Here is a 25,595-nt window from a genome sequence, read left to right as displayed (position 1 = left end):
GTCAATAACAATGAATAAACCCGACGTTTCCATCAGCCTGTCCAGCTACGGCGCCGACCTGGTTCGCCAGCGCGGTCAAGGCTCTTTCATCGAAGTGCTGGCGAGCGCCGGGGCGAATCGCATCGAATGGCGCGAGGAACTGCTGACGCGCGAAGAGCCTGCGCAACTGGCTGAGGCCAGCCAATTCCATGGCCTGCAAAGCATCTATTCGTCACCGACCGAACTGTGGCTCGCAGGTCAGGCGCGACCCAATCCCGAGTTGATCACTGCCCTGCAACAAGCCGAAGCATTCGGCTCGAAATGGCTGAAGGTGTCGCTCGGTTATTTCACCGACAACAATGATCTGCAGGCCTTGGCTGAGCGCCTGCAACACAGCCCAGTGCAATTGCTGGTGGAAAACGATCAGACCTTGCACGGCGGACGCATCGAACCGTTCCAGCGTTTTTTCGCTGCCGTCGAGCAGCACAACCTGCCGATCAAAATGACCTTCGACATTGGCAACTGGCAGTGGCAGGACCAGTCCGCCGCCAGCGCCGCACGCCTGCTCGGCCGATATGTCGGCTACGTGCATTGCAAAGCCGTGGCGCGGCGCGCTGACGGCAAGCTGGTCGCCGTGCCGCCCGCCGTCAGCGATCTGCATCTGTGGGAACAACTGCTGCGGCACATGGCCCAAGGCGTTATGCGCGCGGCGGAATATCCGTTGCAGGGCGATGATCTGGTCGAGTTGACCCGCAAACACGTCGCCGCCCTCGCCCATCTCGGCCAATCGCGTCTGGAGCCTGCTCATGTCTGAGATCGATATTCTCTCGTTCGGCGAAACCATGGCGATGTTCGTCGCCGAGCAAACGGGTGACCTTGCGGCAGTCGAGCAATTTCACAAGCGCATCGCCGGCGCCGACAGCAACGTTGCCATTGGCCTGTCACGCCTGGGCTTCAACGTCACCTGGCTGAGCCGGGTCGGTCAAGACTCGCTCGGGCGTTTCGTTGTCGAAACGCTGACAAAAGAAGGTCTGGATTGCGCTCATGTCGAGTTCGACAGCGCCCACCCGACCGGTTTCCAGTTCAAGTCTCGCAGTGACGATGGCAGCGACCCGCAGGTCGAGTATTTCCGTCGCGGCTCGGCGGCCAGCCATCTTTCGCCGCAGTCGATCACCGCACAATTACTCAGCGCCCGGCACCTGCACGCCACCGGTATTCCTCCGGCACTGTCAGCCTCGGCGCGGGAGATGTCCTTTGAATTGATGAGCCGCATGCGCAACGCCGGACGCAGCGTCTCGTTCGACCCCAATCTGCGCCCGAGCCTGTGGGCCAGCGAGCGCGAGATGATCACCGAGATCAACCGGCTCGCCGCCCTCGCCCACTGGGTGCTGCCGGGGCTGAGCGAAGGTCGCTTGCTCACCGGCTTCGACGACCCGGCCGACATTGCGGCGTTTTATCTCGATCAAGGCGCGGAAGCCGTGGCGATCAAGCTAGGCCCGCAAGGCGCCTATTACCGCACGCAGCTGGCGCAGGGTTTTGTTGCCGGCGTGCCGGTGGCCCACGTCGTCGATACGGTCGGTGCCGGTGATGGCTTTGCCGTTGGGATGATCAGTGCCCTGCTGGAACAACAGAGTTTTGCCGAGGCGGTGCAGCGAGCGAACTGGATTGGCAGTCGCGCGGTGCAGAGTCGCGGGGATATGGAAGGCCTGCCGACCCGGGCCGACCTATTTGGCGAATTCGAAGAGACCAATCGCGAGCAGGCTCACTCCTACATTTGAAATGCGCTCCCCTGTAGGAGTGAGCCTGCTCGCGATGGGCCCTAAGCGACAAGCGATTTATCGAACCTGCTGCGACAAAAACAACAAGCTCAGGAGCAAGACCATGACAACCGCAAACCTGGCCAGCCGTCGCTGGTGGTACATCATGCCGATCGTGTTCATCACTTACAGCCTGGCGTATCTCGATCGCGCCAACTACGGCTTCGCCGCTGCATCGGGCATGGCCGCCGACCTGATGATCACGCCGGGGCTGTCCTCATTACTCGGTGCGCTGTTCTTCCTCGGCTACTTCTTCTTTCAGGTGCCGGGCGCGATCTACGCGCAAAAACACAGCGTGAAAAAGCTGATTTTCGTCAGCCTGATCCTCTGGGGCGCGCTCGCCACGTTGACCGGTGTGGTTTCTAACGCCTACTGGCTGATCGTCATCCGATTCATGCTCGGCGTGGTCGAAGCGGCGGTGATGCCGGCGATGCTGGTGTACCTGTGCCACTGGTTCACCCGTGCCGAACGCTCACGCGCGAACACCTTTCTGATCCTCGGCAACCCGGTAACGATGCTGTGGATGTCGGTGGTCTCGGGTTATCTGGTCCAGCATTTCAGCTGGCGCTGGATGTTCATCATCGAAGGCTTGCCGGCGGTGCTCTGGGCGTTTATCTGGTGGAAACTGGCCGATGATCGTCCGTCCGAGGCCAAGTGGCTCAGCCAACAGGAAAAGCACGATCTCGAAAGTGCCCTGGCGGCCGAGCAGGTCGGTATCAAAGCCGTGAAAAACTACGCCGAAGCGTTCCGTTCGCCGAAGGTGATCATTCTGGCGTTGCAGTTTTTCTGCTGGAGCATTGGCGTCTATGGCTTTGTGTTGTGGCTGCCGTCGATTCTCAAGGCCGGCGCACAAATGGACATGATCGAGGCCGGCTGGCTGTCGGCGCTGCCGTATCTGGCGGCGGTGATCGGCATGCTCGCCGTGTCGTGGGGCTCGGACAAACTGCAAAAACGCAAACGCTTCGTCTGGCCGCCGCTGTTGATCGCTTCGATCGCTTTCTACGGTTCGTACGCGCTGGGCGCTGAACATTTCTGGTGGTCATACACGCTGCTGGTGATTGCCGGCGCCTGCATGTACGCGCCGTACGGGCCGTTCTTTGCGATCGTCCCGGAGATTCTCCCGGCCAACGTCGCCGGTGGCGCGATGGCGCTGATCAACAGCATGGGCGCGCTCGGTTCGTTCGGCGGCTCGTATCTGGTCGGTTATCTGAACAGCTCCACCGGTTCGCCCGGCGCTTCGTATCTGCTGATGAGCGGCGCGTTGTTGCTGTCGGTGGTGCTGACGATTTTCCTCAAGCCCGGCGCGAGTGATCGCGTGGTGGCCAAAGCCGTGACTGCGCGCCGCGTACCGGCCCATTCCTGAAGAGACTTTTGCCATGAAAAAACACGTCGTGTTGTACAAGAAACTCTCGCCAGCGCTGATGGCGCGCCTGCAAGAACAGTGCGAGGTAACACTGATCGAAAGCCTCGACGCTGACGGCCTCATGCAACTGCGCGACGCCCTGCCCCGCGCCCACGGTCTGCTCGGTGCCAGTCTGAAACTCGATGCTGCGTTGCTGGATCTCGCGCCGCAACTGCAGGCGATTGCCAGCGTTTCGGTGGGCGTCGACAACTACGACATCGACTACCTGACTCGACGCAAAGTCGTCCTGACCAATACCCCGGACGTGCTCACCGAAACCACCGCCGACACCGGTTTCGCCCTGATCCTCGCAGCCGCGCGGCGCGTGGTGGAACTGGCCAACATGGTGCGCAACGGTCAATGGAGCCGCAACATCGGGCCTGCGCATTTCGGTACCGATGTACACGGCAAGACGCTGGGGATCATCGGCATGGGCCGCATTGGCGAAGCGTTGGCCCAGCGTGGTCATTTCGGCTTTGGCATGCCGGTGCTCTATCACAGCCAGTCGCGTAAACCGGCAGTCGAGGAGCGATTCGATGCGCAGTACCGCAGCCTCGAAGATTTGCTCAAACAGGCCGATTTCATTTGCCTGACCTTGCCGCTGACGGCGCAGACCGAAGGTTTGATCGGTGCCGAGCAGTTTGCATTGATGCGCCCGGAAAGCATCTTCATCAATATCTCGCGGGGCAAGGTAATAGATGAGGCGGCGCTGATCGATGCCTTGCGCAATAAGCAAATTCGCGCGGCGGGGCTGGATGTGTTCGAGCGTGAACCGTTGAGTCATGACTCGCCGTTGTTGCAGCTCGACAATGTGGTGGCGACGCCGCACATGGGCTCGGCGACGCATGAAACGCGTGAGGCGATGGCGCGCTGTGCAGTGGAGAATCTGATGGCCGCGCTGAAGGGAGAGAAACCGGCGAATCTGGTGAATCCATCTGTCTGGCGGGGCTGAGATCTTCAGTGCCTGTTACATCGCTATCGCGAGCAGGCTCACTCCTACAGGGGAGCGCATTTCAAATGTAGGAGCAAAGCTTGCTCGCGATTGGGCCGGAACAGACAATGCAGATCCATCAGGCACTGCGCGCTTGTAAAAGCTGCGCCGCGCACAAGGCAATCCGCGCACAGGCATCGGCCAGTTTCACCCGGTCGACCACCAGCCCAAGACGAATATGCCCCGCCGCGCTCGGCCCGAACGCTTCACCGGCCAGCACCGACACGCCGTAACCCTCCAGCAAGCGCTCGGCGAATGCCTGAGCGCCTAGCCCGGTCTGGCGCACATCGACCATGACAAACATGCCGCCATCGGGACGAATCGGATACAACCCCGGACAACCCTGCAAACGCTCGCACACCAGATCCCGACGCAAGCGATACTCTTCGCGCATCTGCGTCACCTCCGGCAGGTCAGACTTCAGCGCAGTCTCCGCAGCTTTCTGGACAAAGTCCGGCAGGCCAAACAGCATGCTCAATGACAGATTCACCAAGTGCTCGGCCAACGGCTTCGGCCCAATCATCCAGCCGATACGCCAGCCGGTCATGGCGTGGGATTTCGACAGGCTGTTAATCGTCGCCGTACGCTCGGCCATGCCCGGCAAACTCGCCGGGCTGATATGTTCGCCTTCGTAGAGCAGGTCGCTGTAGACCTCATCGCTGATCAGCCACAGGTCATGCCGAATGCACAGCGCCGCCAGTTCCTGCCAGATCAGCAGTGACAGGCTCGCGCCGGAGGGATTGTTGGGGCTGTTGAGCAGCATGGCGCGGGTCTTCGGCGTGATGCGCGCGGCAACATCGGCAGGGTCGACCCGAAAGCCGTTTTCCGGTTTTACCGGCACCGGCACCACCGTGGCCCCGCAAGCGCCAAACACACCTTCATAGGTGACATACATCGGTTCGGCGACAATCACTTCATCGCCCGGATCCAGCAGGCATTGCGCCACCGAATACACCGCGCACTGCGCGCCGGGCATGACAATCACATGGTCGGCCTCGACCGCCTGACCACTGCGTCGCCGATGCCGTTCGGCAATCAACTTGCGCAGCGCCACTCGGCCACGGACTTCGGAGTAATGGGTATCGCCCGCCAACAGGCTGTCGATGGCGCCATGAACGATCGGCAGTGGCGTATCAAAATCCGGGTCGCCCACGCTCAGCAGCAGGATATCGACACCCTCGGCGCGCAACTCCAGCGCTCGGTCGTGAATCTGCCAGGCCGCTGCTCCTTCCCCGGCGATTCGTTGGGTCAAGGCTGAATAGCGCATGTACGTCTCCTGATTGCGCGGTCTCCAGCCTTCACCCTATCTCAAATCACAAAACGCGCCACCATGGCGTTCAAATCCACCGCAAGGCGCGACAGTTCATGCGTCGCAGCGCTGGTCTGGTTGGCCCCGGCGGCCGATTGCGTGGCCAGATCACGGATGTTGACCAGGTTGCGGTCGACCTCGCGCGAAACTTGCGCCTGCTCTTCCGAGGCGCTGGCGATGACCAGATTGCGCTCGTTGATCTGATGGATCGACTGGGTAATCTGCTCCAGCGCGACGCCGGCCGCGCGGGCCATTTCCAGGGTCGACTGAGTGCGCTGGTTGCTCTGCTGCATCGACGAAACCGCTTCGCCGGTGCCATTCTGAATGCCGGCGACCATTTTTTCGATTTCCTGAGTCGACTGCGCGGTGCGATGGGCCAGTGCCCGCACTTCGTCCGCCACCACGGCAAAACCACGTCCGGCCTCACCGGCTCGCGCCGCCTCGATGGCCGCGTTGAGCGCCAGCAGGTTGGTCTGTTCGGCGATGGCGCGGATCACGTCGAGCACCTTGCCGATGTCGCGACCTTGTGCGGCCAGGCCCTCGATCATCTGCGCGGTGTTCTGCACGTCGTGGGTCATGGTCTGAATCGCGTCGACGGTTTTCACCACTTGATCGCGACCTTCACGGGCGGCGTGGGTCGACTGGTTCGAGGCTTCAGACGTCGACACCGCATTGCGCGCGACTTCTTCCACTGCCGCGGTCATCTCATTGACGGCAGTGGCGGCTTGCTCGATTTCATTGTTTTGTTGTTGCAGGCCACGCGACGCTTCTTCGGTGACGGCGCTGAGTTCTTCGGCCGCGGCGCCCAGTTGCGTGGCGGAGCCGGCAATCTGTTCGATGGTCTTGCGCAGGTTTACTTGCATGCTCGCCAGGGCTTCGAGCAGGCGCGCCGGTTCATCCTTGCCGTCGACCTCGATGGTTTTGCTCAGGTTGCCGCCAGCAATGGTTTGCGCGGCGGCGACTGCGCGGTTCAGCGGGGTGACAATGCTGCGCGTCAGCAGCAGGGCCAGCAAAACCGTGGCCAGCGCAGCCACCACCGAAACGATGATGATCCCGGTGATGGCGCTGTCGTAATGTTCACCCGCTTCCTGGGAGGCGCTCTTCGCATCGGCAGCATTGATTGCGATCAGTTTGTTGAGCTGCTCGCCCATCTGGTCAGTGCCGTCCTTGATCCGCGTATTGATCAGCGTACGCATCTCATCGACCTTGTCCTGTCGCGACAACTCCATCATCTGGTTTTGCGCTTGCAGATAACTGTCGAGCGTCGCGGCAAACGCCCGGTATTGCGCAAGTTCTTCGCCGCCAGCAGGCAGTGCGGCGTAGCTGGCTTGCGCGCTGCGCACCTTGTCGACCAACACACCGATGCGGGTCTGCGCTTCCTGCAAACCCGCCGGATCGCGGTTGACCAGAATCCGGAACGAGAGGATGCGCAAGCGCAGGACGTTTTCCGTAACGACGCCCAGGTAACCGACGCTAGGCAGTTGGTTGGTCTGCATGTCGACAGACGCCTGGCGAATGGTCGTCATGCGGTTGGCGGCAAATACGCCGAGCAAAATCACCAACAAGGCGATAAAAGCAAAACTGAGAAAGGCACGCGGGGCGATATTCAGGTTACGCAAAGACATAGGAGGACTCTCGAATGAGGTAACTGCGAGCGTCCTTGCCGTAATCACTGGCCCGTAAACGGGTTCAGCCCGGCGTCACTGTTCGAAGGAGTCTTTGTGCGCCTGTTAGCTATATCGGCCAGGCTTTAGGAAGGTTTGGGGTCAAGCGAAAATATTTTTCAATGTGTTACAAAAATGAAACACTTTGAAGCTTCTCCCGCTCCTGTGGCGAGGGGATTTATCCCCGATCGGCTGCGCAGCAGTCGCCAATCCTGTGTATGCGAAGTGCTTGGAGGATTGTAAGGGGCCGCTTCGCAGCCCAACGGGGATAAATCCCCTCACCACAGGATTCTCAGTGCTGTTCAGGACTGGTGTCTGGCCAGTTTCCAGACGCGGGCGATGTCGGTGGCGCGTTCGCGCAGTAACCGTGGCGCTTCGGCGCAGGCCTGCTCCAGTGTCATCGGGCCGCTGGTCACGGCGAATGCGGCATCGATACCGTGACCATAAAGTTCCTGGTATCCATCACCTAAAGTGCCGGCAATCACGATCACTGGCACCTGCGCCTGCTTGGCAATCCGCGCGACGCCGAACGGGGTTTTGCCGCGCAGTGTCTGGGCATCGAAGCGCCCTTCGCCAGTGATCACCAGATCTGCGCCATTGACCGCCTCGGCCAGGCCGACCAGCTCGGCAACCACTTCGACACCGGCCTGGAATTGCGCGCCCAGAAACGCTTTCGCCGCGAAACCCAGACCGCCCGCCGCCCCGCTACCCGGTTCATCACGAACGTCTTTGTCCAGCGCCTGCGCGCATAGCTCGGCAAAATGCCCCAGCGCCTGATCCAACTGCTCGACCTGCGCCGGTGACGCGCCTTTCTGCGGGCCGAAAATCGCCGAAGCACCGTGCGGGCCACACAGCGGATTGTTGACGTCGGCGGCAATGTCGAAGCGCACTTGCGCCAGCCGCGGGTCGAGTTCACTCAGGTCCAGTCGTGCCAATTGCGCCAGCGCCAAACCACCCGGCGCCAGCGACTGCCCTTGCGCATCGAGCAATTGAACGCCAAGCGCCTGCATCGCGCCGGCGCCACCGTCATTGGTCGCACTGCCACCAATCGCCAGAATCACCCGATGCGCGCCAGCATCCAACGCTGCACGAATCAATTCGCCGGTGCCAAACGTGCTGCTGATGCAGGCGTCGCGCTGCCCCGGCGGTACCAGTTGCAAGCCACTGGCTTCGGCCATTTCGATGATTGCGGTGTGGTTGTGTGGCAACCAGCCCCACGCGGCCTCAACCGACGCGCCCAACGGGCCGCGCACGCGGGTACGGCGCAGTTCGCCTTCACAGGCAGCGAGAATCGACTCGACCGTGCCTTCGCCACCATCGGCCATCGGGCATTTGACCAGCGTTGCCTGCGGCCAGACCTGCGTCAGGCCTTGGGCAATAGCCTCGGCGACGCCTTGGGCACTCAGGCTGTCCTTGAACGAATCGGGGGCGATGACAATCTTCATGATGATTCTCCAGTTCCAATGCCCCTCATGCTGCCAGTCGGCATGCGCATTGACGCCTGTCCGCTGCACAATTTGCACAGACGTTTATTGTTCATTTCAACAAAACCCCAATTAATGAACTCTGGAGAACTCTGTAGGAGCTGCCGCAGGCTGCGATCTTTTGATGTGATGTTTAAAAACAGGATCAAAAGATCGCAGCCTGCGGCAGCTCCTACATGGGAATGCGTTCCACCATTGAGAGCTGCGTCCTTGAAATATGGCGATTAATTCGGATCAGTCTGTGGCAAAAGCTGCACGCCCAGATACAGCGCCAGCATGCCGTCCAGCCGCAGCGGGTCAACGCCACTGAGCTCGGCAATCCGCTCCATCCGATAACGCAGGCTGTTGCGGTGAATACCCAATGCATCGGCGCAGGCCTGACTTTGCCCGTCGTGCTCACACCAACTGCGCAACGTCGCCAGCAATTGACCGTTGTTGTCTTTGGCGATCACCTTGCGCAACGGTTTGAGCAACTCATCGAGCGCATCATCGTTGCGATGGCGCCACAGCATTACTGGCAACCGATAGCGATTGAGGGTCAGCAGCCGTGAGTGCGGCAGCACGTCGCGACCATAAGCGAGCAAGTCCCCGACCCGGCGATAACAGCGACGCAGCCCGAGCAGCCCTTCGGCTTGCCCGCCCACGGCAATGCGCAAAATATTCCAGCCCAAGCCGTCGAGTTTCTCCAGCAAACGATCATGTTCGACGTTGTGACTGGCCGGCCGACACCAGAGCAGTGATGATTTCGCCGAGCTCACGCACCAACTGTCGGGGTAACGCGACGTCAGCCAGGCACTCAGCGCATCGACGGTTTGCCCCGGCCCATGTTCAAGACCCAACTCGAACAGATAAGGCACCCGCGCCAATTGCGGCTTGAGGCCCATTTGCTGTGCCTCATCCACCAAACGCGGCGAATCCCCCGCCTCACTCAACAGCAACGCCAGCAAATCATCGCAACGCTGACGTCGCCATTGCTGTTCGGCTTGCTGGTTGCGCTGGCCGACGAGCATCTCGGCCGTCATCCGCACCAACTCGGCGTAGGTGCGCAACTGATCCGGCTCGCCGGTGATCCCGAGTACGCCGATCAAGCGCTGATCGAGCAGCAGCGGCAGATTGATCCCCGGCTGCACACCCTTGAGGTGCGCCGCCGTCTGCGCGTCGATCTCCACCACGCGACTGTTGGCCAGCACCAGTTGCGCGCCCTCATGGCGGGTGTTGATGCGCTCCGGTTCGCCACTGCCGAGGATCAGCCCCTGGCTGTCCATGACGTTGACGTTGTAAGGCAAAATGGCCATGGCCCGGTCAACGATGTCCTGAGCGAGGTCGTGATCGAGTTCGAACATAGTGTGTAAATCCTTGAAAACACGCGCGGACGGTTGTTCACCCGCACAGGGTCTGGCGGCAAACCCTGTGCTCAGGCACAAAGACAATCCTGCCAAAGGTGGCCGAGACTCTCAGGGCGATCAACGTTACCCTTTGCATCGCAAAAAATCATAATAAAGAGAGAGCCGCTATGTCGCACAGCGCCGCAGCTACCCAGACCATCGAAGACGATAAAAATGCCGTTTATAAACGCGTTACCCTGCGTTTAATCCCCTTCATCTTCATCTGCTACTTGTTCAACTACCTTGACCGGGTCAACGTTGGATTTGCCAAACTGCAGATGCTCGACGCGCTGAAATTCAGCGAAACCGTATACGGCCTTGGTGCCGGTATTTTCTTCATCGGCTACGTGCTGTGCGGCGTGCCGAGCAACCTGGCGTTGACCAAGTTCGGTCCACGGCGCTGGATTGCGGTGATGATGATCACCTGGGGAACGCTGTCGACCTGCCTGTTGTTCGTCACAACCCCCACCGGGTTCTACACTCTGCGCCTGTTTACCGGTGCCGCCGAAGCCGGGTTTTTCCCGGGTGTCGTGCTGTATCTCTCGCAGTGGTTCCCGACCTTCCGCCGTGGCCGGATCATGGCGCTGTTCATGTCGGCGATCCCGGTCTCCGGTCTGCTCGGCAGCCCGTTCTCTGGCTGGATTCTGAATCACTTCGCCGCGGGCCAGGGCGGACTCGCCGGTTGGCAGTGGATGTTCCTGTTGCAAGGTATCCCGACGGTGATCCTCGGCGCCCTCGCCTATTTCCTGCTCAGCGACAGCTTCGCCAACGCCAAATGGCTGACCCCGCATGAACGCGCAGTGCTTGAAGCGGATCAGGCCGAAGACCTCGCGAACAAACCGAAAACCACTACAGACTCTCTGCTGGCGGTGTTCAAAAACCCGGCGATCTGGGCGTTCGGCCTGATCTACTTCTGCATTCAGAGCGGCGTCTACGCGATCAACTTCTGGCTGCCGTCGATCATCAAGAACCTCGGCTTCAGCGACAACCTGGTGATCGGCTGGCTGAGTGCGATTCCGTATCTGCTGGCGGCCGTGTTCATGCTGGTGGTCGGGCGTTCGGCGGATTTGCGTAAAGAGCGTCGCTGGCACTTGGTGGTGCCGATGTTGATGGGCGCTATCGGTCTGGTGATTGCAGTGAATTTCGCGGCTAATCCGGCGATTGCCATTCTCGGCCTGACCATCGCGACCATGGGCGCGTTGACCGGTTTGCCGATGTTCTGGCCGGTGCCAACAGCCATGCTGAGCGCGGGCGCTGCTGCTGGTGGGTTGGCGCTGATCAACTCGATGGGGCAGATGGCCGGGTTCCTGAGCCCGTACCTGGTGGGCTGGGTCAAGGACAGCACCGGCTCGACGGACGCGGCGCTGTATCTGCTGGCGGGAGTGATTGTTGGCGGGAGTCTGTTGGCGTTGCGGATGACGCGGACGTTGCGGGCTTAATAGCAAGAGCAGGATCAAAAGATCGCAGCCTTCGGCAGCGCCTACAGTGGAATACGTTCTGCGTAGGAGATGCCGGAGGCTGCGATCTTTTGTTTTTAAGCCAACGCATCCAGTTCAAGCACCAGTCCACCCGGCATCTGCACGAAAATCTGCCAGATCCCCTCCCCCGGCACCTGCGCCAACTGGTAAGGCAATCCACTGTCACGCACCCGCTGCAACACGGTTTCTGCCGGCGTATCGGTGCGAAACGCGATGTGGCTCAGCGCGGTCTCTTCGAACGTCGGCTGCTCGATCACATGCACCAGCGCGTGCGCATCCTGATACAGCCAGCGCCCGGGAAACGGAAACGGCGGTCGGCGACCCGGAGTCAGTCCGAGCAACGCCGCGAAGGTTTCCTGCAACGTCTCGCCGTCAGCGCTGTTAAACGCCAGATGATCGAATGTCCAGGTCATGCGTATCTCCCGTGGTTATTCATTGATTGCAGTATCGACACTTGCCAATCACGGAAAAATCCCGCTAAAACGCAAAGATCTTTAAAGGATTTTTATCAATGAGCTCGATTCTCGATCTGGAGATCTTCGTCCGCGTGGCCGATTCCGGGAGCATTTCCGCCGCTGCCCGCACTCTGGAACTGACGCCGGCCGCTGCCAGCATTGCCTTGAAGCGCCTGGAAACCCGACTCGGCATCCGTCTGCTCGCCCGCTCCACCCGCAGCATGCGTTTGACCGAAGAAGGTCGGCGCTATCTGGAAAGCGTGCGTTTGGCCCTGGCAACGCTGGCCGAAGGTGAGCAAACGCTCAAGCAGCAGACCGAAGGCCTCAGCGGCGTGCTGCAACTGGCGGCGCCGTCGGATTTCGGGCGCAATGTGTTGCTGCCGTGGCTGGACGAATTCAAGCGCGAACACCCGAACATCCAGCTGCAATTGCTCCTCAACGACCGCCATTCGGATCTGTTTCGCGAGACCGTGGACGTGGCACTGCGTTTCGGTGTGCCGAGCGATTCAACGCTGGTGGCATTGCCGATTCTGCCGCAACACCGCCGCGTCGCCTGCGCCAGTGCGGACTATCTGGCACGGCGTGGCACGCCACTCCATCCCGCCGAATTGAGCGAACACAGTGCCCTGCTCTATTTGCGCAACGGTCGGCCCTACAACACCTGGCGGTTCACTCGCGCGGATGAGGTGCTGGAGATCGAAGTTCGCGGCGACTACCTCAGCGACGACGGCGAAGTTGCCCGCCGCTGGGCGCTGGCCGGGCATGGCATCGCCTACAAAGCCTGGCTCGACGTCGTCGAAGATGTCCGCAGCGGGCGTCTGGTGACGCTGTTTGATGATTGGCAAGGTGAAAGCGCGCCGTTCAACCTGTTTTGCCCGCATCGGGTGCAAGTGTCGGAGCGGGTCAAAGTGTTGCAGGCGTTTTTGCAGGAGCGCTGCCGGGTGTTTAGCCGATAATTCACTTTGCCGCGTCGGACGCTTCTGGTATTTGATTAATGTTTTCCCACAGGCAAAAGGATTTCGGCATGAGCTATCGCACACTGGGGCATTCGGGGTTGCAGGTGTCTACCCTCACCCTCGGCACGATGATGTTTGGCGAGCAGACCAGCACTGAAGAATCCCTGCGCATCATCGACAAGGCCTGGGACCAGGGCATCAATTTCATCGACACCGCCGACGTCTATACCAACGGTCGGTCAGAAGAAATCGTTGGCGAAGCGATTGCCGGCAATCGCCATGAATGGGTGCTGGCAACCAAGGTCGGTTTCGGCCCGGTGGACGGTGTACCGAACCGCAGCGGTTTAAGCCGTAAACACATTTTCAACGGCCTCGACGCCAGCCTGACGCGACTGGGCACCGACTACCTCGACATCTATTACCTGCACCGCGAAGACCACAACACGCCGTTGGAGGTCAGCGTCTCGGCGATTGGCGACCTGATTCGTCAAGGCAAGATTCGTTACTGGGGCCTGTCGAACTACCGCGGCTGGCGGATTGCCGAGGTGATTCGCATCGCCGACCAACTCGGTGTTGATCGGCCGGTGATCAGCCAGCCGCTGTACAACATCGTCAACCGTCAGGCCGAAACCGAGCAGATTACTGCTGCGCAGACGTATGGTCTGGGTGTGGTGCCTTACAGTCCACTGGCCCGTGGCGTGCTCAGCGGCAAGTACGCGCCGGACGTGACACCAGATGCCAATAGCCGCGCCGGGCGCCAGGACAAACGCATTCTTGAAACCGAATGGCGGGTAGAGTCACTGCGCATTGCCCAGCAGATTCAGCAATACACCGAGGGGCGCGGCGTCGGCATGGTCGAGTTCGCGATTGCCTGGGTGCTGAACAACAGTGCGGTAACCTCGGCGATTGTCGGGCCGCGCACTGAGCAACAGTGGGATGCTTACACCAAGGCACAAGCCGTGAAGATCACAGCGGAAGATGAGGCGTTTATCGACTCGCTGGTGACACCGGGGCATGCGTCGACACCAGGGTTCAACGATGTGAGCCATTTTGTGTCGGGCCGCAAACCGCATCAGGCCTGACCCGATTCCTGTAGGAGCTGCCGCAGGCTGCGATCTTTTGATTATTTTTCGGATTAAGATCAAAGGATCGCAGCCTTCGGCAGCTCCTACAGGATGGAAGGAGTGTGGGAAATAATGAGCATCCGGCCAATATTCAGCACAAAAACCACGTATCCTTCGCGCCCCGTTTGATCACCCACCCGCGAGGACAGTTTGTCTAAAGGTATCGCTTTATCGGTTTCGGCCTCAGTGCTGTTTGCCGTCATGTATTACTACACCTCGTTGCTCACTCCGTTGAGCGGCGTGGAAATTTTCGGCTGGCGGATGTTGCTGACCGTACCGTGCATGACCGTGTTCATGCTGGTGTCGGGTGAATGGCGACGAGTTCTGGAGTTGGTTCGCCTGATGGCGGCGAAACCGAAACTGATTGCCGGGCTGATCGTCTCGGCCGCCCTGCTCGGCGTGCAACTGTGGCTGTTCATGTGGGCGCCGCTCAACGGCTACAGCCTTGATGTCTCGCTGGGCTACTTCCTGCTGCCGCTGGCGATGGTGCTGACCGGGCGAATTGCCTACGGCGAAAGCTTGTCTTATCTGCAGAAAGTCGCGGTGTTCCTCGCGAGTCTGGGCGTGCTGAATGAGTTGTATCAGGTCGGCGGGTTTTCCTGGGCAACTCTGGTGGTCGTGATTGGCTATCCACTGTATTTCGTGCTGCGTAAATACCTGAAAACCGACCACCTCGGCGGCTTGTGGGTCGACATGACCCTGATGCTGCCGGTGGCGTACTGGTTTGTGCGCGGTGGCGAGCAAGGTTTTGGCGTGTTCGATCAATACCCGGGATTGATGTGGCTGATTCCGCTACTGGGCCTGATCAGTGCTTCAGCGTTGGTGGTGTACATCATTGCCAGCCGTTTGTTGCCGTTCAGCCTGTTCGGTTTGTTGAGTTATGTCGAACCGGTGCTGTTGCTCGGCGTGGCGTTGTTGCTCGGTGAGAGCATCAAGTCCGGTGAGTGGCTGACGTACATTCCGATCTGGCTGGCGGTGATTGTGCTGGTGTTTGAAGGGTTCAAACATCTGATGCGCCAACGTCGGCCTTAACGGCAAAAGATCGTCCGATCTTTTGATTTGAAAAGCCTGGCCGAAGCCAGGCTTTTTTGTTTACTCGGTAGCAAGCACACCACGGCGGACTTGATCACGCTCGATCGATTCGAACAACGCCTTGAAGTTACCCTCACCGAAACCATCATCGCCCTTGCGCTGGATGAATTCGAAGAACACCGGGCCCATCAGGGTTTCCGAGAAGATCTGCAGCAGCAGACGCTTGTCGCCCTGCTCCGACGCGCCATCGAGCAGAATGCCGCGCGATTGCAGTTGATCGACCGGCTCGCCGTGATTCGGCAGGCGACCTTCGAGCATTTCGTAGTAGGTGTCTGGCGGCGCGGTCATGAAGCGCATGCCGATCTTCTTCAACTGATCCCAGGTCTTGATCAGGTCATCAGTGAGGAACGCAACGTGCTGAATGCCCTCGCCGTTGAACTGCATCAGGAACTCTTCGATCTGCCCGGCACCCTTCGACGACTCTTCGTTGAGCGGGATGCGGATCATGCCGTCTGGCGCGGTCATCGCTTTCGAGGTCAGGCCGGTGTATTCGCCCTTGATATCGAAGTAGCGGATTTCACGGAAGTTGAACAGCTTCTCGTAGAAATTCGCCCAGTAGGCCATGCGGCCGCGATAGACGTTGTGGGTCAGGTGGTCGATGATTTTCAGACCGGCACCGACCGGATTGCGGTCAACACCCTCGATGAACACGAAATCGATGTCGTAGATCGAACTGCCTTCACCGAAACGGTCGATCAGGTACAGCGGCGCGCCGCCAATGCCTTTGATCGCCGGCAGGTTCAGCTCCATCGGGCCGGTTTCGATGTGGATCGGCTGCGCGCCGAGTTCCAGTGCGCGGGTGTAGGCTTTTTGCGAATCCTTGACGCGAAACGCCATGCCGCACACTGACGGGCCGTGCTCGGCCGCGAAGTACGAAGCGACGCTGTTGGGTTCGTTGTTGAGGATCAGATTGATCGCGCCCTGACGGTACAGGTGCACGTTCTTGGAACGGTGGGTCGCGACTTTGGTGAAGCCCATGATCTCGAAGATCGGCTCCAGAGTGCCGGGTGTCGGCGATGCGAACTCGATGAACTCAAAGCCCATCAGGCCCATTGGGTTTTCGTATAAATCTGCCATGGTGACGCCTCATCATTTCTTATCAATTAACCAGGGTTATTTGTCAGTCATGCGAGGTTGCTGGGTGGCGCACAGGAGATGCCACGCACACTGCGGGCGAGGAAGTCACCGTAGATCAGTTGAAACCCGAATATCTTCATTGTCGACCCAAGGCTTTTGCGGGCGAGGCTTCTGCTGCCAGAAGACGTTTATTATTGTATGCGTAACCCGATTCTACACAGCGTAAATAGGCTTGTCTGCTCCCTCTATAAAATCCGCTTTTTTACGCCCTGTGCAAGGGGTTTGTTGCACAGGTAAATACCGCTCAGGATCAGCGCCCCCCCGAGCCACATCACCGGCGTCAACTGCTCACCGAGCAACAGTGCGCCGAAGATCACTGCGATCAACGGGTTCAAGGCGATAAACACGCCAGAGCGTGTCGCGCCGATTTTGCGCAAGCCGTCGTAGTAACCGATGTAGGCCAGCGCCGAACCCAGCACGCCGAGGTAAAGCAGGCTCAGCCACTGTGCCGTGCCGAGCGCGCTCAGCGCCGTCCAGCGCAACTCGCCGCGAACGGCGGCCAGCGCCCACAGCAGGAGCGTGCCGATCAGTATCGAATACGTCACCGTCTGCACCGGGCCGAGCGTCTGGTTCAGATTGCGGGAAAATAGCGAGTAAACACCCCAGCCCAGCACGCAACCAAGAATCAACAGATCACCGATCCACGCCTGCGCGGTCGCTGCCAAGAGTTGCGGATTGCGACTGACGATCACCAGGCAAGCGCCGCCAATACAGATTGCGATGCCGGCCACTTTCAGTCGACCCAGGCGTTCCTTGAACAGTAGCCACGACGCGAGGCCGATCACCGCCGGATTCAACGCGACAATCAACGACGCTCGCGACGCGTTGATGTACTGCAAACCGTAAAAGAAACACAAGTTGTAGAAGAAAATCCCGAAGAACCCCAAAAGCATCAATTGCAGCCATTGCCTGGGCGTTGGTCGCTTCAATGGAATTCGTGCCAGCCACAAAAAGCCGAGTAATGCGGCACTGGCCAACAAAAATCGCAAACTGGCGGCGAACATCGGGCTAAGACTGCCGGCCAGAAAACGCCCGGCAACAAACGTCCCACCCCAGACCATGGTGACCGCCGCCAAGGTCACATAAACCGGCATGTCGGAAGACGCTACAGGGATTCGCTCAACGTTACGCATGATGCTCCAGCCGGTAATAACAGAAGAATGGCGTATCATTCACCTCATTCTTCATCATCGTAAAATGAGCAATTACTCATGACCCTCACGCAACTGGAAATCTTCTCGCGGGTGGCCGAACTGCGCGGTTTTACCCTCGCCGCCCACCGTTTGGGGATTTCCCAGTCGGCGGTCTCCCACGCGATGAAGTCACTGGAGCAGGAATTGGGCGTCGAATTGCTGCGTCGGCATCAGTCGCAAGTCGAACTCAGCGACATTGGTGAACAACTATTGCTACGCGCCCGGGCAATGCTCGGGCTCGCCAACACGCTGCGTCAGGAAGCGGCCGATGCTCGCGGCATGAAGAGTGGCACCTTGCGCATCGGCTCGTTCGGCCCGACTTCGTCGATCAAACTGTTGCCGAAGATTCTCCAGCGCTTTCGCGAGGCACATCCGGGTATCGAGGTACACATTGATGAAGGGCCGGATCGGCAGGTCACGCAGTGGCTGGAAGAGCGGCGAATCGATGTGGGTTTTGTGGTGCTGCCCGAGGAGCGGTTCGACACCTTTGCCTTGATCGAAGACCAGATGGTCGCCCTGCTCCCGCTTGACCATCCATTGGCAATGCGTTCAGCCGTGAGTCTGAAAGACCTGTGTGACACCCCGTTCGTACTCACCGAAGCCGGCTCGGCGGAACTGGTGTCGCGGCTGTTCATGGCGGCGCGCCTGCAACCCAACGTCCGCTACCGCTGCTCGCAATTGCTCAGCACCCTCGACACGGTCAGTCGCGGCGACGCGATCACGATCGTCGCTGAAGGCTCGCTACCGGACTCGCCACATCGCGGCTACGTAGCAATACCGCTGTCGCCAGGCGTTAGACGTCAGATCGGCCTTGCCGTCCTCGACCAACGTCAGGCCTCACCCGCCGCGCTGGCGTTTATCGAATTGGCCACAAACATGAATCATCAATGAGCAGCACAAGTTTCATCGGCCATCTATCCTCCCTTCTGGCTCAACTGTTTTTTGGCCGCGCGCCGTTGCCCGTCCGGCATTTCAGAGCGCTATACCTTCGCGACAGGATGCGCCCATGCCGTTAACCGTCAGATCCCGCCGCAAGCGCAGCACTCGCATCATCGTGACACTGCTCAGCGGCCTGCTCCCGGTAGTGCTGGGTTGCGTAATTCTCTATATGCAGGCCGAACGCACCCTGCAGCAGAGTGCTCGGCAAACCGCCGAAGAAGCCTTGCGTCAATTCGAATTGATGCTCGACAACACGGCGCAAGCTGCTCACGAGTTGCTGCCATTGGCAGGAAAAACCTGCGAAGACGTGAAGTTGGCCCTGCGCGAACAAGTCACCCGGCGCCCCTTCGTGCGCTCCACCAATTTGGTATGGGACGACAACCTCTATTGCAGTTCGCTGTTCGGTGACTTCAAGGAAGCCGTGAACTCGGGCGATTACCACGAAGGCAAACTGTGGCTCATGAACGGCAATCCGGTAACGCCCAATACCGCGCTGTTGGTGTATCGCCTCAGCGACGGCCGTGGCGGTGCGCTGACCACGCTGGATGGCTATCACCTGAGCAACATTTTGCGTTTGATCGGCCGACAGACGCTGCTTTTGCTGCAAGTCGGTGATAACTGGCTGTCCGCCGACGGTACCGTACATCAAGGCACCCCGCCCGCTTTGCCAGTTGCACAAAGCATGCTGGTGTCGCCGCGCTACGCCTTCAGTGTTTCGGCAGGTTTCCCCGAGGGCGAAACCTGGCGCTACATGGCAAACCAATATCCGCCGCTGTTCAGCCTGTTGATCTTTTTTGGCGTGGTGTCCGGCGCGATCGGCCACATCGTGCAGAAGCGCTCGACGTCGCCAAGCCATGAAATGCTCCGTGCTCTGGAAGCCGGCGAGTTCATTCCCTACTTTCAGCCGGTCGTGCACGGAGACAGCAAAAAATGGTCAGGCACCGAGGTGCTGATGCGCTGGAATCACCCCAAAGAAGGCTTGGTGCGACCGGATCTGTTCATCCCTTTCGCCGAACACTCCGGGCTGATTGTGCCAATGACCCGCGCCTTGATGCAGCAGACCGCTGCGCTGCTCGGGCCACAGTCTTCGAGTTTCGCCGCGCCGTTCCACATCGGCATCAACATCACCGCAAGCCATTGCCATGATCTGGAACTGGTTGAAGACTGCCGACAGTTCCTCGCAACGTTCATCCCGGGCAGCGTCAGCCTGGTACTCGAACTGACCGAGCGTGAGCTGATCGAACCCACCGATATCACCCATCAACTGTTCGAGCAGCTGCACAGTCTGGGGGTGAAGATCGCGATCGACGACTTCGGCACCGGTCATTCGAGCCTCGGTTACTTGCGCCAATTCAATGTCGACTTCCTCAAGATCGATCAGAGCTTCGTCGCCATGATCGGCATCGACGCTTTGTCGCGGCATATTCTCGACACGATTATCGAACTCTCGGCCAAGCTTGATCTGGGTATTGTTGCCGAAGGTGTCGAAACTCAGGCGCAAGCCGAATACCTGACCGCTCATCACGTTAACTTCATGCAGGGCTATCTGTTTGGCAAACCCATGCCTGCCGCTGATTTCATCAGCGCATTAAGTCACCATTAACTAAGTGCGATTAAGCCGGGTGCGCAGCGGCGGCGCACCAAATTGATACAAAAGACCGCAGTTGTTACATGAGGACAAGATCAGGATTTACTCTTGGCGCATTAACTACTACAATTTTTTCAACCTGAGCAAGATTGGCAGGTGAGCCATTTATCACCGAGTCGCTTCAAGGCTCTTGGCTTATAGCTTTGTTTGCGGTTGGTATCAGCCAAACACACTATTGGAGTAAAGATATTGTCCAGACTCGCTGAATTTCGTGCAGCCGAAAAGGCCCTTCAGGAACAGCTCAAGCAGCTGGAGTCGCTGAAGAACGATGCCGGGCTCAAGAAAGAAATCGAATTCGAAGAAAAGCTCCAGGGGCTGATGAAACACTACGGCAAAGGCCTGAAAGACATCATCGCCATTCTCGATCCGAATCCGGCCAAATCCGGTCTGCAAACTTCTGCAGCACCTAAAACCCGCCGCGCCCGCGTGGTCAAGGTTTATCACAACCCGCACACCGGCGAACTGATCGAAACCAAGGGCGGCAACCACCGTGGCCTGAAAGCCTGGAAGGAACAATACGGTGCAGCCACTGTTGATTCCTGGTTGCGCGGTTAATCCCACGCCGTCAACAAAGCCCTGCCTGATGCAGGGCTTTTTTATTGACAATATCTAACAAATGAAATGATTTTCACCGAACAAGTTGCGCATTGCCTGTAACGTTGCTGAACCGCGGGCCTAAACATTTTGCTGCGCGATGTTTCGCAAGCAGCCAATATTTAACTTTGTGCTTAATCCATTCGGGTATCTAACCGAGCCAAAATAGAACAGACCGTTAAAGTTTCAGGCTGTTTCTCACCGCCACTATTTCGTCAGCGCTCGCCTTATAAACCTCTGCCTGTCCGGCGTACGAAAGAACATAAGCCTTATCCGCTTCAACCGCCGCCACCAACGTTTGCGACAACACATGCCGGCCGTTCTCGGTGATCGTACAAGTGGTTTCCAGTCCAGACAAAGAGCCTAGCGTCGCAGGGTGAACTTTGTTGCAGACGCTCTGATAACCGCCCTGGAAAAAGTCTTTCTGTATCGATTTGCGCATCTCCAGCAGCACACCCTGCAAATTGACCTGATGGCCCGCCTCAACCTGAGTCATGGTCAATTCCATCACCATGACCTGATTGCCATCTGCATCGTTTTTCACCGCCCGTTGCCGAGATACCTGCGGCGATGCGCCCGGCAGCACCTCGACTTCCCAGCCCGCCGGCCAAGTGATGGTTGGCTCGTCCGCCGACACATAAACGGCAGCGACAGACAACGCAAAAAAAACAAACAGGGATTTGAACAGTCGGATCATTGCCACACACTCGCAGATTGAACGCAAAGTCTGAGCCCCGCCCGCACGCAGGGCAAGCCCGGCCCGCCCTTTCATTTGGCGATGCTGGCAGGCATGCGTATCATTGCGGGCATTCACTCGCCCATAGTTATTGGAGGGCCCATGAGCCTGCACGAATTGAACACTTTCCCCGGCGTAACCGCCGCACCAGACAGCGCAACCCGCAACTTCGTCTTCAACCACACCATGTTGCGTGTAAAAGACATCACCAAATCGCTGGATTTCTACACCCGCGTGCTGGGTTTCTCGCTGGTCGAGAAGCGTGACTTCGCTGAAGCCGAGTTCAGCCTGTATTTCCTCGCACTGGTCGACAAGGCACAGATTCCGGCCGATGCCGCTGCTCGTACCGAGTGGATGAAGTCGATCCCGGGCATTCTGGAGCTGACTCACAACCACGGCACCGAAAACGACGCGGACTTCGCCTACCACAACGGCAACACTGATCCGCGTGGTTTTGGCCACATCTGCATTTCGGTGCCGGATATCGTGGCTGCCTGCGCGCGTTTTGAAGAGCTGGGCTGCGACTTCCAGAAACGTCTGAGCGATGGCCGCATGAAAAGCCTGGCGTTCATCAAGGATCCGGATGGTTACTGGGTCGAAATCATCCAGCCAACGCCGCTGTAACTGACAGCACAATCCCTCTGTAGGAGCGAGCCTGCTCGCGAAGGCATCCGGTCAGCCAACATAATCGTTGAATGACACACCGCTATCGCGAGCAGGCTCGCTGCTACATTTGGATTTGTCTCAGGCATAAAAAAACCCATGATCGCTCATGGGTTTTTTCATTTCTGGCCTCGCGCTTACGCCGGAGCCGACGTGCGGATCAAGTGATCGAATGCGCTCAGCGAAGCCTTGGCGCCCTCACCTACCGCGATCACGATCTGCTTGTACGGCACAGTGGTCACGTCGCCGGCAGCGAAGATCCCGGGGATCGACGTCTCGCCACGGTTGTCGACGATGATCTCGCCACGCGGCGATAGCTCGATGGTGCCTTTGAGCCAATCAGTGTTCGGCAACAGTCCGATCTGGACAAAGATCCCTTCCAGTTCGACCGTGCGCAGTTCGTCAGTGTTGCGATCCTTGTAGCGCAGACCGTTGACCTTCTCACCGTTACCGGTCACCTCAGTGGTTTGCGCACTGGTGATGACGGTGACGTTCGGCAGGCTGTGCAGCTTGCGTTGCAACACGGCGTCAGCACGCAGTTGCACGTCAAATTCCAGCAAGGTCACGTGAGCGACGATACCGGCCAGGTCGATGGCCGCTTCAACGCCAGAGTTACCGCCTCCGATTACTGCAACACGCTTGCCTTTGAACAATGGACCGTCGCAGTGCGGGCAGTACGCCACGCCTTTGTTCCGATATTGCTGTTCGCCAGGCACGTTCATTTCACGCCAGCGCGCGCCGGTCGCCAGAATCACGCTCTTGGCTTTGAGGCTCGCGCCACTGGCGAAGCGGACTTCATGCAACTCGCCGTTTTTGCCAGGGATCAGCTTATCGGCACGTTGCAGGTTCATGATATCGACGTCGTACTGCTTGACGTGTTCTTCCAGCGCCGTCGCCAGTTTCGGGCCCTCGGTTTCCTGTACGGAAATGAAGTTCTCGATGGCCATGGTGTCGAGTACCTGGCCGCCGAAGCGTTCAGCCGCAACACCGGTACGAATGCCTTTGCGAGCGGCATAGATAGCCGCCGAAGCACCGGCTGGACCACCACCGACTACCAACACATCAAACGCTTGCTTGGCACTGATTTTCTCGGCTTGGCGCTCGACAGCACCCGTATCGAGTTTGGCGAGGATCTCTTCCAGACCCATGCGGCCTTGACCGAAGTTCTCGCCGTTGAGGTAGATGCTCGGCACGGCCATGATCTTGCGATCGTTGACTTCGTCCTGGAACAGCGCGCCGTCGATGGCGACGTGGCGGATGTTCGGATTGAGCACAGCCATCAGGTTCAGCGCTTGAACGACGTCCGGGCAGTTCTGGCAGGACAGCGAGAAATAAGTCTCGAAGCTGAACTCGCCTTTGAGCGAACGGATCTGCTCGATCACCTCGACGCTGGCTTTCGATGGATGGCCACCGACTTGCAACAAGGCCAATACCAGCGAGGTGAATTCGTGGCCCATCGGGATACCGGCAAAACGCAGACTGATGTCGGCGCCCGGACGGTTGATCGAAAACGATGGCTTGCGTGCATCGTCACCGCTGTCGATCAGGGTAATTTGGCTCGAAAGACTGGCAACGTCTTTCAGCAGTTCCAGCATTTCACGGGATTTCGCACCGTCGTCGAGGGATGCAACGATCTCGATCGGCTGGGTGACCCGTTCCAGGTACGATTTCAACTGGGCTTTAAGATTGGCGTCCAACATACGGGCGATTTCCTTTATTTGAGGCGAAAAAAAGCCCGAGCGAATCTCGCCCGGGCTTTTCTATTGGGCGGTGCAGCTTACTTAAGTAGGTGCGGCGTACCGCCCTGAGTTGCGTGTCACAGACTTAGATCTTGCCGACCAGGTCCAGGGACGGTGCCAGAGTGGCCTCGCCTTCTTTCCACTTGGCTGGGCAAACTTCGCCTGGGTGAGCAGCAACGTACTGAGCAGCCTTGATTTTGCGCAGCAGCTCGGAAGCGTCACGGCCAACGCCGCCATCGTTCAGTTCAACGATTTTGATCTGGCCTTCAGGGTTGATCACGAAGGTGCCACGGTCAGCCAGGCCAACTTCTTCGATCAGCACGTCGAAGTTGCGGGAGATAGCGTGGGTTGGGTCGCCGATCATGGTGTATTCGATTTTGCCGATGGCTGGCGAAGTGTTGTGCCAGGCAGCGTGGGCAAAATGGGTGTCGGTGGAAACGCTGTAGATCTCTACGCCCAGTTTCTGGAAGGCAGCGTAGTTGTCAGCCAGGTCTTCCAGCTCGGTTGGGCAAACGAAGGTGAAGTCGGCTGGGTAGAAGAACACGACCGACCACTTGCCTTTCAGGTCAGCGTCCGAGACTTGAACGAAGTCGCCGTTTTTGAACGCGGTAGCTTTGAACGGTTTTACTTGGCTGTTGATGATAGGCATTGATGACTCTCCGTCAGGGTTGTGAATTCGATGGGTGAATCCTACCCACTCGCTCGACGGATGGCTCATTGGCAAACCTGATGCTGCTGATTTGTTTTCGCTATTAGCTGACTGTATTAATAGAAGAAAACGATCTCTAGGGCGTAACCGGTTTATCCGTAATCCGAGCCATCCCCTGGAATGGGCTGGCCTCAACATAGCGCATCGCGGACTTCATGTCCTTCCAGCCGACATAACTCATCAGCGATTTCAGATCCCAGCCACTTTGATGTGCCCAGGTTGCAAAGCCTCGGCGCAGCGAATGGCTGGTGTAGTTTTCAGCGGCAATCCCGGCGCGCTGCAATGCCTGGCGCAACAAAGGGATGATGCTGTTGGCATGCAGCCCCTCCTCGTTGAGGTTGCCCCAACGGTCGATACTGCGGAAAACCGGCCCCCGTACCAACGCAGCTTCGGTGATCCAGTCGATGTAGGCCTGCACCGGGCAGAGCTTGAGCAGCGCCGGGGCTTGATAGGTCTGCCCAAGATTCTCCCGGTCACCCTTGCTGCGCGGTAGGTACAACGTGATGCCGCTGCCGGCGCTCGCTTGCACGTGTTCTATTTGCAAACGGCATAACTCATCGCTGCGAAAACCACGCCAGAACCCCAGCAGAATCAACGCACGGTCACGGTAAGCCTTGAGCAGTAACGGACGATCCTGCTGCTCGCGCGCGGTGTGCGCTTCTTGCTCAAGCCAGTCGACGACTCGCTGCAGATCCTGCAACTGCAACGGCTCGGCTTGCTTCTCCTGCGCCGGATGCAACGCTCGAATGCCTTTGAACACCTTGCGCACCACCGGCGCCTTGGTCGGATCGGCAAAACCCTGACTGTTGTGCCACTGCGCCAGCGCGGACAGACGCAACTTCAACGTATTGATCGACAGCTCGCCAGCGTGCGCCACCAGATACCGCGCCACGCTATCGGCCGTGGCCGGCAGGAACCCGCCCCACTTCACTTCGAAATGTTCGATGGCCGCGCGATAGCTACGGCGCGTGTTGTCACGGGTGGCGGCTTGCAGATAGCGATCCAGATCGCTCATGGGCTGTTTTCTCGCAGGTGTACTGATTCAGTGATCAAAAAAGCAATTTAATCATCTGGCATTGGGTAATACCAGTATATCCCGCT

Annotated in this window: 23 protein-coding genes; 12 read left to right on the top strand and 11 right to left on the bottom strand. The window is 58.7% G+C overall.

The window, feature by feature from the left end; translation table 11 throughout:
- The first annotated feature begins 10 nt into the window (after positions 1-10).
- The 4 genes from JFT91_RS17510 (at position 11) to JFT91_RS17495 (ending at position 4,150) form a co-directional block, all read left to right on the top strand.
- The gene (locus tag JFT91_RS17510) at positions 11-793 is read left to right on the top strand and encodes a sugar phosphate isomerase/epimerase family protein (RefSeq protein ID WP_201233280.1); all 783 of its coding nucleotides are present in this window, start codon (positions 11-13) and stop codon (positions 791-793) included.
- On the top strand, positions 786-1,757 hold the full coding sequence (locus JFT91_RS17505) for a sugar kinase (RefSeq protein ID WP_201233278.1): 972 nt from the start codon (positions 786-788) through the stop codon (positions 1,755-1,757). Before JFT91_RS17510 ends, JFT91_RS17505 begins: the two co-directional genes overlap by 8 nt.
- Positions 1,758-1,860: 103 nt before the next feature.
- Complete coding sequence (locus JFT91_RS17500) at positions 1,861-3,159, top strand: MFS transporter (protein WP_201233276.1); 1,299 nt, start codon at positions 1,861-1,863, stop codon at positions 3,157-3,159.
- 13 nt (positions 3,160-3,172) lie between these two features.
- Positions 3,173-4,150 (top strand): 2-hydroxyacid dehydrogenase, encoded by a 978-nt coding sequence (locus tag JFT91_RS17495; protein ID WP_201233274.1) that lies wholly within the window; start codon positions 3,173-3,175, stop codon positions 4,148-4,150.
- Between the two features lie 118 nt (positions 4,151-4,268).
- On the opposite strand, the gene JFT91_RS17490 is transcribed toward JFT91_RS17495, so the two are convergent.
- The 4 genes from JFT91_RS17490 to JFT91_RS17475 form a co-directional block, all read right to left on the bottom strand.
- A complete protein-coding gene (locus JFT91_RS17490; RefSeq protein ID WP_201233272.1) occupies positions 4,269-5,456 on the bottom strand; it encodes a pyridoxal phosphate-dependent aminotransferase in 1,188 nt (395 codons plus the stop codon).
- A gap of 41 nt (positions 5,457-5,497) precedes the next feature.
- Complete coding sequence (locus tag JFT91_RS17485) at positions 5,498-7,123, bottom strand: methyl-accepting chemotaxis protein (protein ID WP_201233270.1); 1,626 nt, start codon at positions 7,121-7,123, stop codon at positions 5,498-5,500.
- 341 nt (positions 7,124-7,464) lie between these two features.
- Complete coding sequence (locus tag JFT91_RS17480; RefSeq protein WP_201233269.1) at positions 7,465-8,607, bottom strand: glycerate kinase; 1,143 nt, start codon at positions 8,605-8,607, stop codon at positions 7,465-7,467.
- Between the two features lie 263 nt (positions 8,608-8,870).
- On the bottom strand, positions 8,871-9,989 hold the full coding sequence (locus tag JFT91_RS17475; protein ID WP_201233267.1) for a sugar diacid recognition domain-containing protein: 1,119 nt from the start codon (positions 9,987-9,989) through the stop codon (positions 8,871-8,873).
- 170 nt (positions 9,990-10,159) lie between these two features.
- On the opposite strand from JFT91_RS17475, the gene JFT91_RS17470 reads away from it, so the two are divergent.
- Positions 10,160-11,470, top strand: a complete 1,311-nt coding sequence (locus JFT91_RS17470) for an MFS transporter (protein WP_201233265.1) — start codon at positions 10,160-10,162, stop codon at positions 11,468-11,470.
- A 95-nt stretch (positions 11,471-11,565) separates the two neighbouring features.
- Here JFT91_RS17470 and JFT91_RS17465 read toward each other — a convergent pair whose 3' ends face one another.
- Positions 11,566-11,922, bottom strand: coding sequence for a VOC family protein (locus tag JFT91_RS17465; protein ID WP_201233264.1), 357 nt, complete (start codon positions 11,920-11,922; stop codon positions 11,566-11,568).
- A gap of 98 nt (positions 11,923-12,020) precedes the next feature.
- On the opposite strand from JFT91_RS17465, the gene JFT91_RS17460 reads away from it, so the two are divergent.
- From JFT91_RS17460 to rarD, 3 genes are all read left to right on the top strand, one after another.
- Positions 12,021-12,920 (top strand): LysR family transcriptional regulator, encoded by a 900-nt coding sequence (locus JFT91_RS17460; RefSeq protein ID WP_201233262.1) that lies wholly within the window; start codon positions 12,021-12,023, stop codon positions 12,918-12,920.
- A 68-nt stretch (positions 12,921-12,988) separates the two neighbouring features.
- Positions 12,989-14,002, top strand: a complete 1,014-nt coding sequence (locus tag JFT91_RS17455) for an aldo/keto reductase (RefSeq protein ID WP_201225934.1) — start codon at positions 12,989-12,991, stop codon at positions 14,000-14,002.
- A gap of 192 nt (positions 14,003-14,194) precedes the next feature.
- Complete coding sequence (gene rarD, locus JFT91_RS17450; protein ID WP_201225935.1) at positions 14,195-15,076, top strand: EamA family transporter RarD; 882 nt, start codon at positions 14,195-14,197, stop codon at positions 15,074-15,076.
- Between the two features lie 60 nt (positions 15,077-15,136).
- On the opposite strand, the gene hppD is transcribed toward rarD, so the two are convergent.
- Both hppD and JFT91_RS17440 read right to left on the bottom strand, forming a co-directional pair.
- On the bottom strand, positions 15,137-16,213 hold the full coding sequence (hppD, locus tag JFT91_RS17445; protein ID WP_201225936.1) for a 4-hydroxyphenylpyruvate dioxygenase: 1,077 nt from the start codon (positions 16,211-16,213) through the stop codon (positions 15,137-15,139).
- Between the two features lie 245 nt (positions 16,214-16,458).
- On the bottom strand, positions 16,459-17,406 hold the full coding sequence (locus JFT91_RS17440) for a DMT family transporter (RefSeq protein ID WP_201233260.1): 948 nt from the start codon (positions 17,404-17,406) through the stop codon (positions 16,459-16,461).
- A 78-nt stretch (positions 17,407-17,484) separates the two neighbouring features.
- Between JFT91_RS17440 and JFT91_RS17435 the strand changes: the two genes are divergently transcribed.
- The 3 genes from JFT91_RS17435 (at position 17,485) to JFT91_RS17425 (ending at position 20,608) form a co-directional block, all read left to right on the top strand.
- The gene (locus JFT91_RS17435) at positions 17,485-18,357 is read left to right on the top strand and encodes a LysR family transcriptional regulator (RefSeq protein ID WP_201233258.1); all 873 of its coding nucleotides are present in this window, start codon (positions 17,485-17,487) and stop codon (positions 18,355-18,357) included.
- A gap of 115 nt (positions 18,358-18,472) precedes the next feature.
- Complete coding sequence (locus tag JFT91_RS17430) at positions 18,473-20,008, top strand: EAL domain-containing protein (protein ID WP_201233256.1); 1,536 nt, start codon at positions 18,473-18,475, stop codon at positions 20,006-20,008.
- 234 nt (positions 20,009-20,242) lie between these two features.
- Positions 20,243-20,608, top strand: coding sequence for a histone-like nucleoid-structuring protein, MvaT/MvaU family (locus tag JFT91_RS17425; RefSeq protein WP_077573093.1), 366 nt, complete (start codon positions 20,243-20,245; stop codon positions 20,606-20,608).
- Positions 20,609-20,825: 217 nt separating this feature from the next.
- On the opposite strand, the gene JFT91_RS17420 is transcribed toward JFT91_RS17425, so the two are convergent.
- Positions 20,826-21,344: a DUF4946 domain-containing protein gene (locus JFT91_RS17420; RefSeq protein ID WP_207196962.1), complete on the bottom strand. Its 519-nt coding sequence runs from the start codon at positions 21,342-21,344 to the stop codon at positions 20,826-20,828.
- Positions 21,345-21,485: 141 nt separating this feature from the next.
- Here JFT91_RS17420 and gloA point away from each other — a divergent pair, with 141 nt between their 5' ends.
- The gene (gloA, locus tag JFT91_RS17415; protein ID WP_201225940.1) at positions 21,486-22,007 is read left to right on the top strand and encodes a lactoylglutathione lyase; all 522 of its coding nucleotides are present in this window, start codon (positions 21,486-21,488) and stop codon (positions 22,005-22,007) included.
- 176 nt (positions 22,008-22,183) lie between these two features.
- Here the strand turns inward: gloA and ahpF are convergent, their stop codons facing one another.
- From ahpF to JFT91_RS17400, 3 genes are all read right to left on the bottom strand, one after another.
- Complete coding sequence (ahpF, locus tag JFT91_RS17410) at positions 22,184-23,746, bottom strand: alkyl hydroperoxide reductase subunit F (protein WP_201233255.1); 1,563 nt, start codon at positions 23,744-23,746, stop codon at positions 22,184-22,186.
- A gap of 124 nt (positions 23,747-23,870) precedes the next feature.
- The gene (gene ahpC, locus JFT91_RS17405) at positions 23,871-24,434 is read right to left on the bottom strand and encodes an alkyl hydroperoxide reductase subunit C (protein WP_007912224.1); all 564 of its coding nucleotides are present in this window, start codon (positions 24,432-24,434) and stop codon (positions 23,871-23,873) included.
- A 136-nt stretch (positions 24,435-24,570) separates the two neighbouring features.
- Positions 24,571-25,509, bottom strand: coding sequence for a site-specific integrase (locus JFT91_RS17400; RefSeq protein ID WP_201233253.1), 939 nt, complete (start codon positions 25,507-25,509; stop codon positions 24,571-24,573).
- Positions 25,510-25,595 lie beyond the last annotated feature (86 nt).

The organism is Pseudomonas sp. TH08 (genome assembly GCF_016651275.1).
Classification (GTDB): Bacteria; Pseudomonadota; Gammaproteobacteria; order Pseudomonadales; family Pseudomonadaceae; genus Aquipseudomonas.
This window is presented reverse-complemented; position numbering and strand designations above follow the sequence as displayed.

Excerpts from the sequence above, each read along its gene's own strand:
- JFT91_RS17510 (WP_201233280.1), top strand. The coding sequence starts at position 11 with ATGAATAAACCCGACGTTTCCATCAGCCTGTCCAGCTACGGCGCCGAC.
- JFT91_RS17505 (WP_201233278.1), top strand. The coding sequence starts at position 786 with ATGTCTGAGATCGATATTCTCTCGTTCGGCGAAACCATGGCGATGTTC.
- JFT91_RS17500 (WP_201233276.1), top strand. The coding sequence starts at position 1,861 with ATGACAACCGCAAACCTGGCCAGCCGTCGCTGGTGGTACATCATGCCG.
- JFT91_RS17495 (WP_201233274.1), top strand. The coding sequence starts at position 3,173 with ATGAAAAAACACGTCGTGTTGTACAAGAAACTCTCGCCAGCGCTGATG.
- JFT91_RS17490 (WP_201233272.1), bottom strand. The coding sequence starts at position 5,456 with ATGCGCTATTCAGCCTTGACCCAACGAATCGCCGGGGAAGGAGCAGCG.
- JFT91_RS17485 (WP_201233270.1), bottom strand. The coding sequence starts at position 7,123 with ATGTCTTTGCGTAACCTGAATATCGCCCCGCGTGCCTTTCTCAGTTTT.
- JFT91_RS17480 (WP_201233269.1), bottom strand. The coding sequence starts at position 8,607 with ATGAAGATTGTCATCGCCCCCGATTCGTTCAAGGACAGCCTGAGTGCC.
- JFT91_RS17475 (WP_201233267.1), bottom strand. The coding sequence starts at position 9,989 with ATGTTCGAACTCGATCACGACCTCGCTCAGGACATCGTTGACCGGGCC.
- JFT91_RS17470 (WP_201233265.1), top strand. The coding sequence starts at position 10,160 with ATGTCGCACAGCGCCGCAGCTACCCAGACCATCGAAGACGATAAAAAT.
- JFT91_RS17465 (WP_201233264.1), bottom strand. The coding sequence starts at position 11,922 with ATGACCTGGACATTCGATCATCTGGCGTTTAACAGCGCTGACGGCGAG.
- JFT91_RS17460 (WP_201233262.1), top strand. The coding sequence starts at position 12,021 with ATGAGCTCGATTCTCGATCTGGAGATCTTCGTCCGCGTGGCCGATTCC.
- JFT91_RS17455 (WP_201225934.1), top strand. The coding sequence starts at position 12,989 with ATGAGCTATCGCACACTGGGGCATTCGGGGTTGCAGGTGTCTACCCTC.
- hppD (WP_201225936.1), bottom strand. The coding sequence starts at position 16,213 with ATGGCAGATTTATACGAAAACCCAATGGGCCTGATGGGCTTTGAGTTC.
- JFT91_RS17440 (WP_201233260.1), bottom strand. The coding sequence starts at position 17,406 with ATGCGTAACGTTGAGCGAATCCCTGTAGCGTCTTCCGACATGCCGGTT.
- JFT91_RS17435 (WP_201233258.1), top strand. The coding sequence starts at position 17,485 with ATGACCCTCACGCAACTGGAAATCTTCTCGCGGGTGGCCGAACTGCGC.
- JFT91_RS17430 (WP_201233256.1), top strand. The coding sequence starts at position 18,473 with ATGCCGTTAACCGTCAGATCCCGCCGCAAGCGCAGCACTCGCATCATC.
- JFT91_RS17420 (WP_207196962.1), bottom strand. The coding sequence starts at position 21,344 with ATGATCCGACTGTTCAAATCCCTGTTTGTTTTTTTTGCGTTGTCTGTC.
- gloA (WP_201225940.1), top strand. The coding sequence starts at position 21,486 with ATGAGCCTGCACGAATTGAACACTTTCCCCGGCGTAACCGCCGCACCA.
- ahpF (WP_201233255.1), bottom strand. The coding sequence starts at position 23,746 with ATGTTGGACGCCAATCTTAAAGCCCAGTTGAAATCGTACCTGGAACGG.
- ahpC (WP_007912224.1), bottom strand. The coding sequence starts at position 24,434 with ATGCCTATCATCAACAGCCAAGTAAAACCGTTCAAAGCTACCGCGTTC.
- JFT91_RS17400 (WP_201233253.1), bottom strand. The coding sequence starts at position 25,509 with ATGAGCGATCTGGATCGCTATCTGCAAGCCGCCACCCGTGACAACACG.